A 14900-nucleotide genomic window follows, 5' to 3' on the forward strand; every position below is an offset into this window, starting at 1 on the left:
CGGCCAGCTTGCCACTTCGCAGGGGTGTCGTCACCAGGTACCGCCGATTCCGCTCGTGCGACCCCAGGTCGCCGCGACCCCGGCCACCGTCCGCCAACTGCGGGGCCCCGGCTACCAGGTGGTGGTGGAGTCGGCGGCCGGGGCGGCCTCCGGTTTCACCGACGAGGCCTACGCCGGGGCGGGCGCGAGGACCGGCGATCCGGGCCCTGCGCGGACAGCAGCACCGTCTGCGCGCGCCGCCCACCGGTCCGCTTCGTCGCGACTCGGCCACCCGTCCGGGACCGCGACAAATCGCTCCTCGATCTCATCCAGCCCGGGCTGTCCACTGATGTTCATGAAACGACCGTACGTACGAGAGGGCGAACGTTGCTTGATGCGGCACTGGACAGCCTCGGGGCCGGGCCGTCGGGTGGGTCGTGTGGCCCGCGAGGCCAGGTGGGGCACCGGATGTGCCGGAATCCGGTTTGACGTCCGACCTGGTCGGCTGGTCAGGTCGGGTCATGGAAACCAGCACGACCAGTGATCGCGTACCCGCAGAAGCCGTCGAGCTGCTGGAGACACTCCTCAGCGGCGACACCCCCGCCCACCGCGCTCTGCGGGCGCAGATCCCGCACCTGCGGGTGACCGGGCACTGCACGTGCTCCTGCGCCAGCATCGGGCTCGGGCTGGACGAGACCCTCGCGCAGGCCGCTCCCGTCACCGGCGGTTCCGTCGTCGCCGACGCCGAAGTCCTCGGCGCCGACGGGCAGCCCATCGGTGGAGTGCTCGTCTTCGCCCACGCCGGCTACCTGTCCTACCTGGAGACCTACACCTGGCTCGACGAGGAGATCACGCGGTTCCCTCCGCTCGACCGGGTCCGCTGACGGTCCGGCGGGCGTGCAGGACGGCGGCGCCCAGCGGCAGGGGCGAGTGGTCCACCAGGCGGAGGCCGGCGTCGGCCAGCAGACGGGCGTAGTGGTCGGCGCGGCGTTCGCGACCGCCGGTGTTGCACATCATGTGGAGGTCCCACGCCGTCGCCAGGGAGGTCGAGCCGTCCTCGGGCAGGAGGCGTTCGATGACGAGCAGGTCGGCGTGGGCGGGCATGGCACGGGCGCAGTGGCGCAGGATCTCGCGGCAGCGCGCGTCGTCCCAGTCGTGCAGCACCCGGGACAGCAGGTAGACGTCCGCGCCCGGCGGGACGTCGGCGAAGTCGCCGCTGCGGTAGGTGCAGCGCTCGCCGCAGCCCGCCGCGTCGAGCAGCCGGCGTGCCGCGTCCACGGCGTGCGGGCGTTCCAGCAGGACGCCCCGCAGGTGCGGGTGCGCGGCCAGGACGCGTCCCAGGAGTTCGCCGTTGCCACCGGCGACGTCGACGACGGTGGCCGGGCGCGCCCCTCCGTCCGCGGCGACGAGGACCGGGTGGGCGGGGACCGGCTCGAACATCCGCGAGCTCGCGGCCATCGACCGGTCGAACAGCTCGGCGAGCTCAGGGTCCCGGGCGAAGTGCTCGAAGTGGTTCTCGCCGAAGAGGTGGTCGAAGCCGGCCTTGCCGGTGCGCACGGTGTGGCCCAGGGCGCCGAAGGAACGGTAGAACGGGCCGCCGTACATCAGGGCCAGCGGCCGCATCGAGCCGGGGGCGTCGGTGCGCAGCAGGGCGCCGAGCTCGGTGAGCCGGAAACCGTCCCCCTCCCTGGCCGTCACGCCCACCATCGCGAGGTAGCGCAGGAGGGTCGCCAGGCTGCGCGGGTGGGCTCCGACCGTACGGGCCAGTGCCTGCGGGCCCGCCGGGCGGCGGGTGTCCAGGGCGTCGGGCAGCCGCAGTTGTGCGCAGACCGCCAGGGCCTGGGTGGTCCACGCGCCGGTCAGCAGCTGCAGGAGCGCTTCGGCCGTCCGGTCCGCGCCGGTGTGTCCGGCTCCCGTGTCCTCCGCGCCCGCGCCTTCCGTACCTGCGCCTTCCGTACCCGGGCCTTCCGTGTTGAGGTGGGCGGCGAGCACGGTCGGGTGGTCGCCCCGGGCGTGGAGCTCGACCCGCCGGTACCCGGCCGTGGCGTGGGTTGGGGCGGCGAAGTAGAGGACCGTGCCGTCCTCGTGCGGGTTGTACCCGCCGCCGTCGGGTACGGCGCCGTAGCGGGCCAGGAGCGAGCACAGGCCGCTCAGCACCAGCGGGTCCGGGCGGGCGACCTCGAAGGCGACGTGCGCCTCGTGCCGGTGGGCGCGTTCGTGCGCGGCGATCGCGGCGAGGTCCGAGCCCGGCGGCACGGTCAGCGCGAACACCTCGACCGTGCGCTGCTCCCGGCGCGGCCCGGGCACCGGCGGGCGCAGGATCCTGACGTCGAGTTCGGCCTCGCCGCGCCCGTGCCGGCGGGCCAGGCGCTGCCGCACGACGGTGCTCGGGTACGAGGGGGTGTCCGGGGCCAGCCCGCAGGCGGTCAGGTGGGCGCGGAGCGTCGCCTCGTCGGGCGGGAAGACGAGCAGTGCGGCGTGCGCGAAGCGGCAGTGGTCCGCCAGCGCTCGCAGCTCCGGGCCGGCGAGGCCGGGCAGCAGGCGGCGGAGCAGGGTGGCGGTGTCCTGTTCCTCGACGAACGCGGCCGCCTCGCGCAGGCGGGCCGCGTCGTCCGGGGGCGCCGGCAGTACGGGCGCCGGCAGCACGGGCGGGGGCGCAGTCGTCAGGGGCACAGTCGTCAGGGGTGTCGCCGTCATCGGGGACGTCCTACCTTCCGGTGGTCGGGTCCCGGCGGTTCGGACCGCGGTGCCGGGGGAGGGGCGGGAACAGGTGGGGGCGGGAACAAGTGCGGGCGGGAACAGGTGCGGGCGGGAACAGGCGGGGTCACACGCCGACGTAGTTCTCGGCGAACCAGTCCTGGTGGGCGCGCGAGGTGCGCAGGGATTCCAGGCGCGAGCGCCGCATGGATTCGTGGAAGAACGATTCGTCGTCCGGGCGCGAGACCGGGCCGGAATCCGCCCGGGTGTCCGGGCCCGAGACCGGGCCGGAGTCGGTGTGCAGCAGCCGGATCATCCAGTGCGAGAACTCCTGCGCGCGCCAGATGTGGGCCAGGCACCGCCGGGAGTAGTGGTCGAGCGCCGCGGCGTCACCGTGCGCGAGGTCGTCGACCAGCGCCAGGGCGAGGAGTTCGGCCTCCAGCACGGCGAGGTTGGCGCCCTTCGCCGCGGAGGGACTGATCAGACTCGCGGCGTCGCCGGCCAGCAGGAGCGAGCCGTGGCGCAGCGGTTCGACGACGTCGGAGCGCAGGTCGACGACGGCGCGCTGGAGGATCCTGCCGCGGCGCAGCGGTCCGTGGTCGGCGGAGCGCATCCGCAGGTCGAGTTCGTCCCAGATGCGTTCCTCGCTCCAGGCGTCGGCGGGGGTGCCGCGTTCGCACTGCAGGTAGTAGCGGGTGACGTCCGGCGTGCGGGCCATGTGCCCGGCGAAGCCGCGCCGGTGGGTCGCGTAGCCGACGGTGTCGAGGCTCGGGGGCGCTTCGGCGAGCAGTCCGAGCCAGCTGATGCCGTGGTCGCGGTGGTGGCGCAGCGCGCCCGGGGGCAGCGAGCGCCGGGCCGCGCCGTGGCGCCCGTCGCACCCGGCGACGTACCGGGCGTGCCATCGGGTGGGGCGGCCCTGCGCGTCGCGGGCGTCGACCGTGGGCCGGTGGCCGTCGGCGTCGTGTACGGCCAGGGCCTCGGCGCCGAACCGGATCCGCCCGCCGGCGTCCAGGTAGTGCGCCATCAGGTCGGTGACCAGGTCCTGCTGGGGGTAGACGGTGTGGTGCTCGCGACGGCCGAGCCGGTCGTAGTCCAGCCGGAAGGTGCCGGTGTCGGTGCGGAACTCGCAGGCGCCGTGCGGGCGGCCGTGCCGCAGCAGGCCGTCGGCGAGGCCGTGGCGCTCCAGCGTGCGGACGGTGTTCGGGGCGAGGAACCCGGCCCGCGCCCGGACCTGCAGGGCCGCCCGTTCGGCGCGTTCGAGGACGACGCAGTCGATCCCGTGTGCGTGAAGGATGTTTCCGAGGGTCAGCCCGGCGGGCCCTGCACCGAGGACGACGACGTCGGCGGACTCCCGTTCCGTTGAGCTGTTCTGACGTGCAGTCACAAACAGTGGATGGTAGTTGTCGGAGGATACACAAGAGTGCCGAAATCACCTGTACCGGTTAATAGGATGACTATTCGGGATGCCGTTCGGTGTGTGAGTGTCGCCGAGACCCGACCCCCCTACCCCCGCGCCGTCCCCCGGACGGGTGAACCCGGGGGCGTCCGGCGGGTGCGGCTCGTTGAACGGGCATGGCGAGCGGGACGGACGGCGGCGGGGCCCAGGGGCCGGTGGTGTGGGCGTTGGTCGTGCGCCACGTGGCGCACGGGCCGCCGGTCGCGGAGCTGATCGTGCAGGTCGGTACGGACCTCCACACCGAGTTGGTGGAGGCCGCGATCGACAGCGGCTTCGTGGTCGCCGCCGGTGAGCCACCGGTGACGACCGGCGCCATCGAGGTCGCCGACGGCCGGATCGAGCGGCTGGTGCTCGTCGGCGGCCGCCAGGGGTGGGAGCCGGGCTCACGGGTCGAGGTGTCGACCCGCTGGCTGACGGCCGCCGAGGAACGGGGCGAGGCCGTGGTCGTCATCGTGCCGCCGCCGACCCGCCCGGCCGGCCCGGACGAGTCGGTCGAGCCCGGCGGGGCGGATCCCGGAGCGCGGGTCGACGCCTTCACCCGGTGGCTCGAAGCGCACCGGGCCGCGGGCCGCGTGTTGCACGGGGCGGTGCCGGTGCGGGGCGGGTGGTGAACGGTTCGGGGCGGTGGTGACCGGGGCGGTGCGGGTGCTGAACGGCGGAACGGGCGCGCGCCGATCCGGCAGCGGACGCGGACGATCCGCCAGGACGGGGCGGCGGCGTGGAACAGCTGACGCGTGACCCGCGCTTCGCCGAACTGACCCTCCTGGTGGTGGACTTCGAGGCGCTCACCCCCGCCGGGCGTCCGGCCGAGCCGATCGAGGTCGCGGTCCTCGCGCTGCGTCCTGCCGGCGGCGGGCTCGTCGAGGCGGGACGGTTCGAGGCACTGATCCGCCCGCCCGCCGACGTCCCCGTCACCGCGCCGGACGTACGGCAGACCGGCATCACCGCGAAGCTGCTCGCCCACGCGGCCCCGGCGGCCGAGGTGATGGCCCGCCTCGACGCCCACCTGACCGGCCCGCCGTACCGGATCGTGGCCCACCACGCCGCCACGGAGGCCGGGTTGATCGCCCACCAGGCCGCGCACTGCCCGGTCCTGGCGGACACCCGGCTCCTGGACACGATCCGCCTCGCCAAGGCGGTCCTGCCGGGGCTCGGCTCCTACCGGCTGGACGCCCTGCTCGGGCACTACGGCATTCCCAGGCCGGTCGGCCGCCACCGGGCGATGCCGGACGTCGAGGTCACCGCCCGGGTGCTGGCCCGGCTGCTGTCCGACGGGTGCGCAGCCGGCCGGTGGCACACCCTCCTCGGCCTGGACTTGGCGGCAGGCCGGCCACCCAAGCGGTTCGCCGCGCCGCCGGCCACGGAGCAGGACGCTCTGTTCTGAGAGCCGGGCTCACGGTCGAGGCCCTGTTCGGGACGGATGTGAGGGACCGTCCCGGAGGCCCGGTCGTCGCCGGAGGAGCCGGAGGAGCCGGAGGACAGGACGGGACAGGACAGAGCGGGACGGGACAGGCCGGGACGACCCCGGCCGGGCCCTCGTCGAACGGGCCCGGCCGGGGTCGGGATCGCGGTCGTCCCGCCCGGCCCGGACCGGGGTCAGGCCCCCGCGTCGGGGGCGACGAGGTGTTCGGCGAGGAACCAGACCTGGGTCTCGCCGGTGCGGATGACCTGGGAGACCAGGAGGTCCTGGGTGCCGTCGTCGCCGAGACCGGCCGTGCGGGTGGCGGCGTCGCGGGTGTCGGCGAGGATGCTCTCGTGCGCGTCCAGGAGCCGCGAGAGCATCGAGTGCACGCCCTCGATGCCGTCCGGCGGGCGCGGGACGCCGGTGATCTGGGCGGCGTGGCGGGGGTCGCCGACGGCGACGCCGCCGAGGCTCTGCACCCGTTCGGCGAGCGCGTCGACCAGCTCCAGCTGCTGCTGGGCGTGCTTGTCGAAGAGCAGGTGCAGCTGGTACGCCGTCGGCCCGCGCATGCCCCAGTGGCACTTCTTGTAGAGCGCGTACAGGAACTGGGTGTCCGCGAGGACCCGGTTGAGCCGCTGGCACGAGTACTGGCGGGCGTCGTGGGAGAGGGCGATCGGCAGTTGGGCGACGGTGCCGAACTCCTGGATCTCGGGGCCGTGCTGGTGGAGGTGTGGCTGGCTGGTCATGGTGGTCCTGGGTTCCTCGGGGTGGGAATGGGAAGGGGAGCGGGTCTGGGGGGCCGGCCGGTCGGCCGGGTCAGTCGGTCACGGTCCGGACGGCCTCGCGGATCACGTCGACGACCCGCTCGGGGTGGGTGAGCATGACCAGGTGCGAGGAGTCGACCTCGACGGCGGTCGCGCCGGCCCGGCCGTAGCCGAACCGCTGGACGTCGGGGTTGATGGTCCGGTCGGCGGTGGCGACGATCCCCCAGGACGGCTTGGTCTTCCACGCCGCGGTGGGCGCGGCCTCGCCGAACGCGGCGGCGGCGAGCGGCCGTTGCGAGACGGCGAGGACGCGGGTCAGCTCCGGGTCGACGTCGGCCGCGAAGATCGCCGGAAGACGGTCGACCTCCACCGAGACGTCGGTGCCCTCGCCGTCCCCGCCCGGCAGCGGGAAAGGGGTGTAGACCAGCGCGGAGGCGAGCTCGGAGTCGGGGAAGCCGCCCTGCAGTTCGCCCAGGCTCTCCCCCTCCTGCAGCGCGTAACCCGCCAGGTACACGAGCGCCCGCACGTTCTCCTCGGCGCCCGCCACGGTGATCACGGCGCCGCCGTAGGAGTGGCCGACCAGCACGACCGGTCCGGGGATCCGCCGGACCACCGAGGCGATGTAGGCGGAGTCGCCGACCAGACTGCGGTTCGGCACGGCCGGCGCCACCACGTTCAGCCCGTCGGCCAGCAGCTGCGGGATGACCCGGGCGAAGCTGGAGGCATCGGCGAAGGCGCCGTGCACGAGCACGACGGTGGGAGTGTCAGGGGTCGTCATTGTCGAGTCCTCGGATTCTCTGAAGCCCTGCGGAGCCCCACGGAGCCGTCGAAGCTTTACGGAGCTCTGCGAAGCTCTACGGAGCCCTCGAAGCTCTGCGGGGCGGGGCGTGGGCACACCGACCGGCCGGCCGGAGCGGTGTGCGAAGCGGCATCAGACTAGGAAGGCGCGGGCCCGGCGCCTGTTCCGACGGCGCACCGAGTGCAGCCGGTGGGCGCACCCGCCGCGAGCAGGCAGGCGCACCCGACGTGGCGGCATCGACGCAACGGTGCGCGGATCGACACGTGCCGGTGCACGGCCCGGACACGTTCACCGGGATCACTTCCTAGCCTGGTCCGCGGATCCGTCTTCCCTGGTTCCGGGCGGTGCGCAGAGCCCGGGGCGGGAACGGGCATCCCGTCGGCGCCCTTCGCCCCGTACGGTCGGCCTCCGTCCCGATACCGACGTCGCCACCGACATTTCCACCGCCACCCGCCACTGACACCGACACAGGAGCACCCGTGCCCGTCCCCCAGCCGCTGCCCAGCCCCCAGTCCCGCCCGGATGCCGCCAGCACCGAGCTCCTCCTCGACGCCCGGCTCGTCCTCGGCGAGCACCGGTCCGTCGACATCCCCGTGCGCTTCGAGTACCACGCCGACGACCCGCTCGCCGTCGCCCTCGAATTCCTCGGGCCCGCAGCCGACGGAGGCATCTGGCAGTTCGCCCGCGACCTCCTGTGCGAGGGGCTGCAGAAGCCCGTCGGCCTCGGCGACGTCCGCATCTGGCCGCCCTGCACCTGCCACGGCCGCACCGCCCTGCGCATCATGCTGCGGGGCCACGACGGCACCGTCCTGATCGACCTCCCGGCCCGACAGGTGCGCCGCTGGCTGCGCCGGGAGACCTTCGCACTGGTCCCGCAGGGCACGGAAGGGAACCTCATCGACTGGGACACCGAGCTCCGCGGCCTGCCCGACACCGACTGACCCGCGCCGAGCCCGTGCCGACCCGCGCCGAGCCCGTGCCGACCCGCGCCGACCTGCGCCTCCGCCTTCCGCGGCCCCGGCGTGCCGGTGGGCGGCCGGTGCCCGCTACGATTCCGACGATCTTGGTCGAATGGGGGACGGTTTCGTGAGCAGTGGTCTGAGGCTGATGGGTCTCGTCGAGTCGGTACGGATCCAGGCGGTTCTGCTGCTCTCCGTGAGCCTGGTGAGCTGTGTGCCGGCCTTCACGGCCGCGGACGAGGGGTCGGACCCGGTGAACGGCGTGCTGGTCGGCGTGATCCTCTTCGTGGTGATGTTCTTCAGCTACCTGAAGGCCCGTCGGCCCTGGTACGAGACGCGGCTGGAGCAGCTGGCTCCTCCGCCGCCGACCGCCGAGACGGTCGCCAGGGACAAGACCTTCGACCTGCTCTCCCGTGGCCTCACCGTGCCGCTGCTCCTCGTCCTGGCGATCGGACTCGCGGCCAGTTATGCCACGGGGACCCCGATCGGCATGTTCCTGGCGGGCGTGGCGGCCGCGATGCTCTGGCAGTCCCGGTGGCTGGCGGCCGAGCAGGAGCGGCTGGGCGGCCGGGTCCTCTGCCTCCACACCCCGCTCCACGTCGCGGCCGACGACCCCAACCGCGCCGCGTACGTCCAGTCCCGCTTCTGGATCGTCCGACCGGCTTCCTGACGATCAGAGCGTGAGCATCGCCGCGGCGATCTCCTCCGCGGCCGCGTCGGGGATCGCGGTCTCGGCCCGTTCGAGCACGAGCAGCCGCGCGCCGGGGATCTCGCGCAGCGTGTACGCCGGAGCCTCGGGGTCGACGGTCGTCGACGTGCCGCTGTCGCGCAGGTCGTAGCGCACGACGCGCCGTCCGCCGTCGGTGCTGCGTCACCTGCCGGCCTAGTCGCGGGTGCGCGGAGCGCTCGCGCACCGCACGCTGGAGACGGTCGGCCCGTTGCCCGAACCCCCGAGCGGGCACGGGCCGTCCCCTCCCGGGCCGTCGTCCGAACGTCCGCGTTCGATGCCCGGCGCCGTGCGCCCGCCGGGGCCGTTCGCACCCGGCTGATTTCCCGAAACCCGCCCCGGGCCGCCTCTCGCTCTGGCATGCTCACCCGAACGGCAGCATGCGCCGGGTGACCGGCTCCTCACACAGTGTCAAGGGCGGACAGTGCAGTACACGATCAGCGCGACGGCGTTCCTCGCGATCCTCATCGTCATCCGACTCCGGCGCCGCACCGAGGCCCGCACCCGCAGTGACGAGGCGTTCACCGTCTTCACCGCCGTCGTCTTCGGCGTCCTGATCGCCGCCACCGCCTGGGGCCACGCGATCCTCCGGCTCGTCGGCATCGCCGTCGAGGCGACCCACTGACCCGGGCCGCCGTCCGGCAGGGGGCCCGGTCGTCGGTTCCGCCCCACCGTTCCTAAACAGTGTCCAGGAGTGACATTTGCTGCCAGGTCCCGGAACTGCGCGCATCCCGAACGGTGTTGGATGCGCTGGGTTCCCGCGTTCGCTGTTCCCCGATCCGACTGCGTGCATCGTGTGCACGCTCCGTGACGGGTGGGCGGGTTCCCTCGCGCCCTCGATCACCCGGTCCGGCCTGGGCGGTCCGATGCCCACGACGATCACTCTGGTCGTCGTGGGGCGGTGCCGTCCGTCGCCGGATCGGGTACCCGAGGGCGCGTCGCCCGATCGCGACGCTCGCTGCATCGTGTCGGGACATCTTTCGCTTGTTGCTGGTCAGGGGCTTGCGCCAGTGCTGATCGCCCCAGATCGACGTGTACGCGGGGTCGACGGCGACGATCGACAGGCCGCGCTCGGCCGCCATGGAGACGAGCCGGGCCCTGAGCTTGCCGGTGGGGATGCCGGCGACGAGCTGACGGAACCGCTTCTTGCGGCCGTGCTTCTCGCGGGTCTTCTCGGCGGTGAAGTCCAGGTTCTCGATACCGATGGCCTTGACGCCGCACCGGCCTGCCCAGTGCAGCAGTTGGCTGACGGCGTGCCGGATCTGCGCGTCGCGATGGTCGGCGGCGCCGGACAGGTCGTAGAAGAAGCGGCGCGGGTCGCCGACGGGGTTGCCGTGCCGGTCGAGGCGGTAGGCGGCGAAGTGGTCCGCGTTGGTGTCCACGCCGACCATGCCCTCAGCACGGGCCGACTCCAGCGGCACGGTCTTGACCACGGGCTTGGTCCACGAGGCAGTGAGGTACCAGCGGCCCCGTTCCACGTCCAGGTGGACGCGGTAGGCGACAGCCCGGTTGGCTCCGATGCGGTCGCGCCACTCCGCACCCCGGTGCCGGAAGGCCACCTTGCAGGCGAGGACGTACCGGCCGCGTGGGGCGTTCGCGTGGTGGGCGAGCGGTGCGGGCAGCTTGATGCTGACCTCACCGTCCGGGGCGACGCGGATCGTCTCGTTCCCGTACCGCTTGCCGGTCTCTCCGTCAGCGGCGAGGAACCACCGCTCGGCTTCCCACCGCCGGCGCCACTGCGGCTCGGTGAGCTGTGCCTGTTCGAGGTTGTGACGGTTGCCCAGCAGGCGCCGGCCGCCGCGCACGACGTGCACGACACCGGCCTCCCGCTCAGCACGAGTGTCATCGAGGCGGTGTTCCAGCGTCGCCAGGCGGCGGGACTTGTGGAACCACTCGCCCTTGCTGCGGTATCCGCCGGGAGCCCGCTTGGTGCCCTTCTCCCCGACCGGCTGGGCCAGGCGGTGCATCAGCGTGCGGACGCCGGCCTCAAGGCCCTGGATGTGGGCGAGCTGGCAGCGACGGGACAGTGCCCACTGATCGTGGGTGGCCTTCGTGATCGCCCCGGCCCACCGGGACGAGGAGTCGGCGGTCAGGCCCTGCTTGCGGGCCGCCCACGAATCCGAGGTGTGGTCCAGGCCGTCAGCGCACCGGTTCTTGAGGTCCAGGGAGGCGAGGTGTCCGAGGTGTTCGCCGACCAGGCGCAACACCTTGTCGTCCTCGGGCGTGAGGTGCTTGAGACGGTCGCGTATCGCCACACCGGACGGACCGAGCGCGACGAACGGCTCCTCGATCGTGCGGAGCTGCTTCTTCTTCGACTCAGTCATCGGCAGCCGCCGCTTCAAGCGCCTTCCTCGCCCGGTTCTTCGCCGACCGGCGGCCGTACAGGCGGGCACAGAACGATGTCAGCACCTCGACCATGTCGCGGACCAGGTCGTCTTCGACCTCACCGTCATCGAGCACCACCAGGCGGCGCCCAGTCGCGGACAGGGCCGCTTCGATCAGTTCGACGTTCATGCGGCCGAGCCGGTCTTGGTGCTCGACCACGACCGTGGTCACCTTCGGGTCGGCCAGCAGCCGCCTCGCCTTCGCACGGCAGCCGTTCATGCCCGAGGCGATCTCGGACTCGACCCGGACGACCTTGTGACCGGCCTTCGCTGCCCACGCCGACAACCGTGCAGTCTGCCGCTCCAGGTCACCCTTCTGATCGCGGGAGGAGACGCGGGCGTACAAGCCCACACCGCCGGTCACAGGGGGTGAGGTGTTCGCGTCGATGTTCACCAGGATCGTGCGCGGCCCCACTCGTTCCGCAGGGACCGGCAACATGCCCTCACGGAACCAGCGGTACGCAGTACGCGGGGCGACCCCCTGTGCGCGTGCCCACTCCGTCAGGTTCATACACACGAACATACGACACTCATGACACCTGAAAGACACTCATGAACACTTATTCGAGAGCAGTTAGCGACCCCCGATGAGGGCGGAGCCCGACGGCTGACCGCAGCCGCCTCCCGAGCCTCCCGGGCCTCCGAGCCTCCCGGGCCTCCCGGGCCTCCCGAGCCGGTCGCGTCGAGCGGCGCCGCCCGCGCCGGCGCCGCCGGTACCGCGTGCGGGGGCGGAGCGGACGGACAGGACGGACGGAACGGGACGGGAGCGGGCTGGTGCGGGCTGGTGCGGGCTGGTGCGGTGAATCCAGGAAATCCCCGATCGGTGGGGCCGGTCGAATGATTCGATGGTTTTCACATTCCGGTGCGAGGGGGAACGGACCGTGATACGGATCAACCTGGGCGCCGAAGGCCTGGGGGGCGTCAGGTTCGCCGTGTCCCCGCTGGACTCCGCGAAGGACCTGATCTACTCCCTCCGGCGGACCCCGCAAGCGCTCAGCGCCGACTGGCGGGCCCGGACCAGGGAAGCGTTGGTGCAGCACCGGCTCGGCCTGCTGGGCGCCGTGGGCGGCGGTGGCCCGTGCGGCTACGCCCCGGACTTCCTGCGGCCCGAGTCGCAGGGCTTCGAGACGAGCGTCGACGCGGCCCTGCACCGGGTCGCCACCGCCCCCACCGAACGGATCGGCTACGAGCTGGCGTTGGCCGTCAACGGCCATCCGTGGGATCCGGCCTCGGGCGAGGGGGCGCCACGACCGCTCCTCCAGGCCCTGGACCGCGGCGAACGGTCCTTCGCACACCGTCTCGCCGACGAGATGGCACAGTTCTGGCACGCGGCGCTGGAGCCGTCGTGGCCCGGCATCCGGGCCCGGCTGGAGGCGGACGTCAGCGCCCGCGCCACCGCCATCGCGTACCACGGGCTCGCCGACACCCTCAACCGGCTGGCGCCGAACCTGGCATGGTGCGACGGTGGCCTGACCCTCCGCCTGCGCCCCGGCAGCCCCCACGGTCTGACGGTGGACGCCCGCGCGGTGATCCTGGTGCCCAGCGTCTTCGTCAACCAGGCGATCTTCTGCGCCGGGGAGCCGGGGGCGCCCGCCCCGCGCACCCCGCTGATCATCTATCCGGCGGCCCCGGCCGACTGCCTCGCGCCGTCGGGCGAGGATCGGCTCATCGGCGCGACGAGGGCGAGGATCCTGGCCGAACTCAGCGAGCCCCGCTCGACCGCGGAGCTGGCCCAGCGGCTGTACCTGGCCCCGGCGACCGTCTCCTACCACCTGCAGATCCTGCACCGGGCCGGGCTGGTCACGCGCGAGCGCCGGTCCCGCCGCGTCCTGTACCAGCGGCTCGGCGTCCGCCCCCGGCTCGGCGGCTGCCCCCGGCTCGGCGGCGGCCCGCTCTGACGCCGTGTCCACGGACACCGGCAGCGCCGCGCTCGTGCACGGTCCCGCGCTCCTGCACGGTCCCGCGCTCGTGCACGGTCCCGCGCTCGTCGAAGGCGGTACGGCCGTACGGCGGCGCGGCGGGGCGGAGGCCTTCCGGCGCGGCACTACCGTCGTGAGGATGATGGCAAGCGATGCCGACCGGCGGTGGTCCGAGTCCATGCCGGCGGCCTACGAGCAGTACCTCGCACCGGTGCTCTTCCGCCCCTTCGCCGAGGACCTGGCCGCCCGAGCGGCGGCACTCCACCCCCGGAGGATCCTTGAACTGGCCGCCGGGACAGGCGTGTTGACGTCGGAGCTGCTCGCGGTGGCACCGTCGGCCGAGGTGACGGCCACCGACCTGAACGAGGCCATGGTGGCCTTCGGGGCGGCCCGGGCCCCGGGCGCGGTGTGGCGGCAGGCCGACGCGCAGCGGCTGCCGTTCCCGGACGGCGCGGTCGGCGCGGACGGCGGCTTCGACCTGGTGGCCTGCCAGTTCGGCGTGATGTTCTTCCCGGACCGGGTCGCGGCCTTCGCCGAGGTCCGCCGGGTGCTGGCCCCGGGCGGCCGGTTCCTGTTCAACACCTGGGGCCCGCTGGGCAGCCACGCCTTCGATTCCGCCGTCCAGGCCGGGCTGGAGCGGGCCTTTCCGGTCGACCCGCCGCAGTTCCTCCCCACCGTCCCGCACGGCTACGCCGATCCCGCCGCCGTGGCCGTCGACCTCGCGGCCGCCGGGTTCACGGTGGAGGAGGAGCGGGAGCTGACGCTGGAGGGCCGGGCCGCGTCGGCCGCAGACGTCGCCCTCGGGTTCCTCACCGGGACGCCGGTGCGCGCGGCCGTCGAGGAGCGCGGCGACGGCCCGTCCGTCCGGGCCGCCGTCGTGGCGGAGGTGACGGCCCGTCTGGGTGCGGGGCCGGTCACCGCCCCGATGACGGCGTACGTCTTCCGGGGCGTGGCCTGACCACAGGAGGACGGGCCACAGGAGGACGGGCCGCAGGAGGACGGGCCGGGCGCGAGGGCGGCATCTGACGGACCCGGCTCGGGCGCGGCGGTACGCCGGGGGCGCGCCGGTGTGCTGGTAGGCCGATACGTCGGTGCGCCGGTGCGCCGGTGCGGCTCAGGCGGGTTCGCCGTCGGCGGGCACGACGGAGCGGGCGGCGGAGAAGAGCCGGGCGCAGCGCCGCGCCATGGCGTCGGGCGACTGGTCGGGGTGGTTGATCCACCAGCGGACCAGGGCGGTGCACAGGCCGCGCCAGGCGTACCGGAGGGCGTCGGCGTCCAGGGGGTCGTCGGATCCGGCGGCCCGGAGGAGACCGGCGGCGCCGTCGGCGGCGAGGTCGTCGATGGCGTCGCGGTAGTGGGCAGCGCGGTGGGCGGCGTCGCTGCCGGGCGGCAGTGACGGGTCGTAGAGGACGAACCACGCCTCGCGCTGCCCGTCCAGTGCGGCGAAGAGGGCGTGCAGGACGCGGAGGGGCGTGGGTGGCGCGTCGGTGTCCGGTTCGGCCATCGCGGTGCGGATGGCGTGCAGCAGGCGGTCGCCGACCGGGTCGAGGCAGGCGAGGTAGAGGTCCTGCTTGCTGCCGAAGTACTGGTGCAGCAGCGGCTTGGTGACGCCCACGCGGGCGGCGACGGCGGCGACGGTGGTGGCTTCGAAGCCGTGGCGGCCGAACTCCTCGGTGGCCGCGGCCAGGACCTGCCGTTCGCGGTCGGCCCGCGGCACGCCCTTGGTGCCGGCCCGGGTACCGGTACGGGTGTCGGTCCGGGTGTCGGCCCGCGTACCGCTCCGGGTGTCGGCCTTGGAAGGGAGCGTTGTCATG

Annotated in this window: 17 protein-coding genes; 9 read left to right on the top strand and 8 right to left on the bottom strand. The window is 73.6% G+C overall.

Going from position 1 to position 14900, the window contains the following annotated elements; genetic code table 11:
- The first annotated feature begins 124 nt into the window (after window positions 1-124).
- Together ACIRST_RS20030 and ACIRST_RS20035 are read left to right on the top strand one after the other, a co-directional pair.
- Window positions 125-523, top strand: coding sequence for a hypothetical protein (locus ACIRST_RS20030; protein WP_402803495.1), 399 nt, complete (start codon window positions 125-127; stop codon window positions 521-523).
- On the top strand, window positions 501-863 hold the full coding sequence (locus tag ACIRST_RS20035) for a hypothetical protein (protein ID WP_402803273.1): 363 nt from the start codon (window positions 501-503) through the stop codon (window positions 861-863). The genes ACIRST_RS20030 and ACIRST_RS20035 overlap by 23 nt, the downstream gene beginning before the upstream one ends.
- On the opposite strand, the gene ACIRST_RS20040 is transcribed toward ACIRST_RS20035, so the two are convergent.
- Both ACIRST_RS20040 and ACIRST_RS20045 read right to left on the bottom strand, forming a co-directional pair.
- Window positions 829-2676, bottom strand: coding sequence for a methyltransferase (locus ACIRST_RS20040; protein ID WP_402803274.1), 1848 nt, complete (start codon window positions 2674-2676; stop codon window positions 829-831). The two genes, ACIRST_RS20035 and ACIRST_RS20040, sit on opposite strands and share 35 nt — an antisense overlap.
- Window positions 2677-2803: 127 nt before the next feature.
- Window positions 2804-4060, bottom strand: coding sequence for a 4-hydroxybenzoate 3-monooxygenase (locus tag ACIRST_RS20045; RefSeq protein ID WP_402803275.1), 1257 nt, complete (start codon window positions 4058-4060; stop codon window positions 2804-2806).
- Window positions 4061-4248: 188 nt separating this feature from the next.
- On the opposite strand from ACIRST_RS20045, the gene ACIRST_RS20050 reads away from it, so the two are divergent.
- On the top strand, window positions 4249-4743 hold the full coding sequence (locus ACIRST_RS20050; protein ID WP_402803277.1) for a hypothetical protein: 495 nt from the start codon (window positions 4249-4251) through the stop codon (window positions 4741-4743).
- A gap of 107 nt (window positions 4744-4850) precedes the next feature.
- Window positions 4851-5516, top strand: a complete 666-nt coding sequence (locus ACIRST_RS20055) for a PolC-type DNA polymerase III (protein WP_402803278.1) — start codon at window positions 4851-4853, stop codon at window positions 5514-5516.
- 212 nt (window positions 5517-5728) lie between these two features.
- Here the strand turns inward: ACIRST_RS20055 and ACIRST_RS20060 are convergent, their stop codons facing one another.
- Window positions 5729-6280 (bottom strand): Dps family protein, encoded by a 552-nt coding sequence (locus ACIRST_RS20060; RefSeq protein WP_402803279.1) that lies wholly within the window; start codon window positions 6278-6280, stop codon window positions 5729-5731.
- Between the two features lie 70 nt (window positions 6281-6350).
- Window positions 6351-7076, bottom strand: a complete 726-nt coding sequence (locus ACIRST_RS20065; RefSeq protein ID WP_402803280.1) for an alpha/beta fold hydrolase — start codon at window positions 7074-7076, stop codon at window positions 6351-6353.
- A gap of 500 nt (window positions 7077-7576) precedes the next feature.
- On the opposite strand from ACIRST_RS20065, the gene ACIRST_RS20070 reads away from it, so the two are divergent.
- Both ACIRST_RS20070 and ACIRST_RS20075 read left to right on the top strand, forming a co-directional pair.
- Window positions 7577-8038 carry an SsgA family sporulation/cell division regulator gene (locus ACIRST_RS20070; protein WP_350520390.1) on the top strand — a complete coding sequence of 154 codons (462 nt, stop codon included), beginning with the start codon at window positions 7577-7579 and terminating at the stop codon, window positions 8036-8038.
- Window positions 8039-8183: 145 nt separating this feature from the next.
- The gene (locus tag ACIRST_RS20075) at window positions 8184-8726 is read left to right on the top strand and encodes a hypothetical protein (RefSeq protein WP_402803281.1); all 543 of its coding nucleotides are present in this window, start codon (window positions 8184-8186) and stop codon (window positions 8724-8726) included.
- Between the two features lie 3 nt (window positions 8727-8729).
- Here ACIRST_RS20075 and ACIRST_RS20080 read toward each other — a convergent pair whose 3' ends face one another.
- Window positions 8730-8900, bottom strand: coding sequence for a hypothetical protein (locus ACIRST_RS20080; protein WP_402803282.1), 171 nt, complete (start codon window positions 8898-8900; stop codon window positions 8730-8732).
- Window positions 8901-9207: 307 nt separating this feature from the next.
- Here ACIRST_RS20080 and ACIRST_RS20085 point away from each other — a divergent pair, with 307 nt between their 5' ends.
- A complete protein-coding gene (locus ACIRST_RS20085; protein WP_350520392.1) occupies window positions 9208-9408 on the top strand; it encodes a hypothetical protein in 201 nt (66 codons plus the stop codon).
- A gap of 52 nt (window positions 9409-9460) precedes the next feature.
- Here the strand turns inward: ACIRST_RS20085 and ACIRST_RS20090 are convergent, their stop codons facing one another.
- Both ACIRST_RS20090 and ACIRST_RS20095 read right to left on the bottom strand, forming a co-directional pair.
- The gene (locus tag ACIRST_RS20090; RefSeq protein WP_402803283.1) at window positions 9461-11107 is read right to left on the bottom strand and encodes an IS200/IS605 family accessory protein TnpB-related protein; all 1647 of its coding nucleotides are present in this window, start codon (window positions 11105-11107) and stop codon (window positions 9461-9463) included.
- Complete coding sequence (locus ACIRST_RS20095; RefSeq protein WP_402803284.1) at window positions 11100-11678, bottom strand: IS607 family transposase; 579 nt, start codon at window positions 11676-11678, stop codon at window positions 11100-11102. The genes ACIRST_RS20090 and ACIRST_RS20095 overlap by 8 nt, the downstream gene beginning before the upstream one ends.
- Window positions 11679-12048: 370 nt before the next feature.
- Between ACIRST_RS20095 and ACIRST_RS20100 the strand changes: the two genes are divergently transcribed.
- The gene (locus ACIRST_RS20100) at window positions 12049-13065 is read left to right on the top strand and encodes an ArsR/SmtB family transcription factor (protein ID WP_402803285.1); all 1017 of its coding nucleotides are present in this window, start codon (window positions 12049-12051) and stop codon (window positions 13063-13065) included.
- Between the two features lie 160 nt (window positions 13066-13225).
- The gene (locus ACIRST_RS20105; protein WP_402803286.1) at window positions 13226-14044 is read left to right on the top strand and encodes a class I SAM-dependent methyltransferase; all 819 of its coding nucleotides are present in this window, start codon (window positions 13226-13228) and stop codon (window positions 14042-14044) included.
- 156 nt (window positions 14045-14200) lie between these two features.
- Here the strand turns inward: ACIRST_RS20105 and ACIRST_RS20110 are convergent, their stop codons facing one another.
- On the bottom strand, window positions 14201-14899 hold the full coding sequence (locus ACIRST_RS20110) for a TetR/AcrR family transcriptional regulator (protein ID WP_402803287.1): 699 nt from the start codon (window positions 14897-14899) through the stop codon (window positions 14201-14203).
- Between the last annotated feature and the right edge of the window lies 1 nt (window position 14900).

This window comes from Kitasatospora sp. NPDC101447 (assembly GCF_044767225.1).
In the GTDB taxonomy this organism is placed as follows: domain Bacteria; phylum Actinomycetota; class Actinomycetes; order Streptomycetales; family Streptomycetaceae; genus Kitasatospora.

What these genes read in the sequence shown, in the direction of transcription:
- ACIRST_RS20090 (WP_402803283.1), bottom strand. Translation starts at nt 11,107, where the DNA reads ATGACTGAGTCGAAGAAGAAGCAGCTCCGCACGATCGAGGAGCCGTTC.
- ACIRST_RS20095 (WP_402803284.1), bottom strand. Translation starts at nt 11,678, where the DNA reads ATGAACCTGACGGAGTGGGCACGCGCACAGGGGGTCGCCCCGCGTACT.
- ACIRST_RS20050 (WP_402803277.1), top strand. Translation starts at nt 4,249, where the DNA reads ATGGCGAGCGGGACGGACGGCGGCGGGGCCCAGGGGCCGGTGGTGTGG.
- ACIRST_RS20035 (WP_402803273.1), top strand. Translation starts at nt 501, where the DNA reads ATGGAAACCAGCACGACCAGTGATCGCGTACCCGCAGAAGCCGTCGAG.
- ACIRST_RS20065 (WP_402803280.1), bottom strand. Translation starts at nt 7,076, where the DNA reads ATGACGACCCCTGACACTCCCACCGTCGTGCTCGTGCACGGCGCCTTC.
- ACIRST_RS20105 (WP_402803286.1), top strand. Translation starts at nt 13,226, where the DNA reads ATGATGGCAAGCGATGCCGACCGGCGGTGGTCCGAGTCCATGCCGGCG.
- ACIRST_RS20040 (WP_402803274.1), bottom strand. Translation starts at nt 2,676, where the DNA reads ATGACGGCGACACCCCTGACGACTGTGCCCCTGACGACTGCGCCCCCG.
- ACIRST_RS20060 (WP_402803279.1), bottom strand. Translation starts at nt 6,280, where the DNA reads ATGACCAGCCAGCCACACCTCCACCAGCACGGCCCCGAGATCCAGGAG.
- ACIRST_RS20110 (WP_402803287.1), bottom strand. Translation starts at nt 14,899, where the DNA reads ATGACAACGCTCCCTTCCAAGGCCGACACCCGGAGCGGTACGCGGGCC.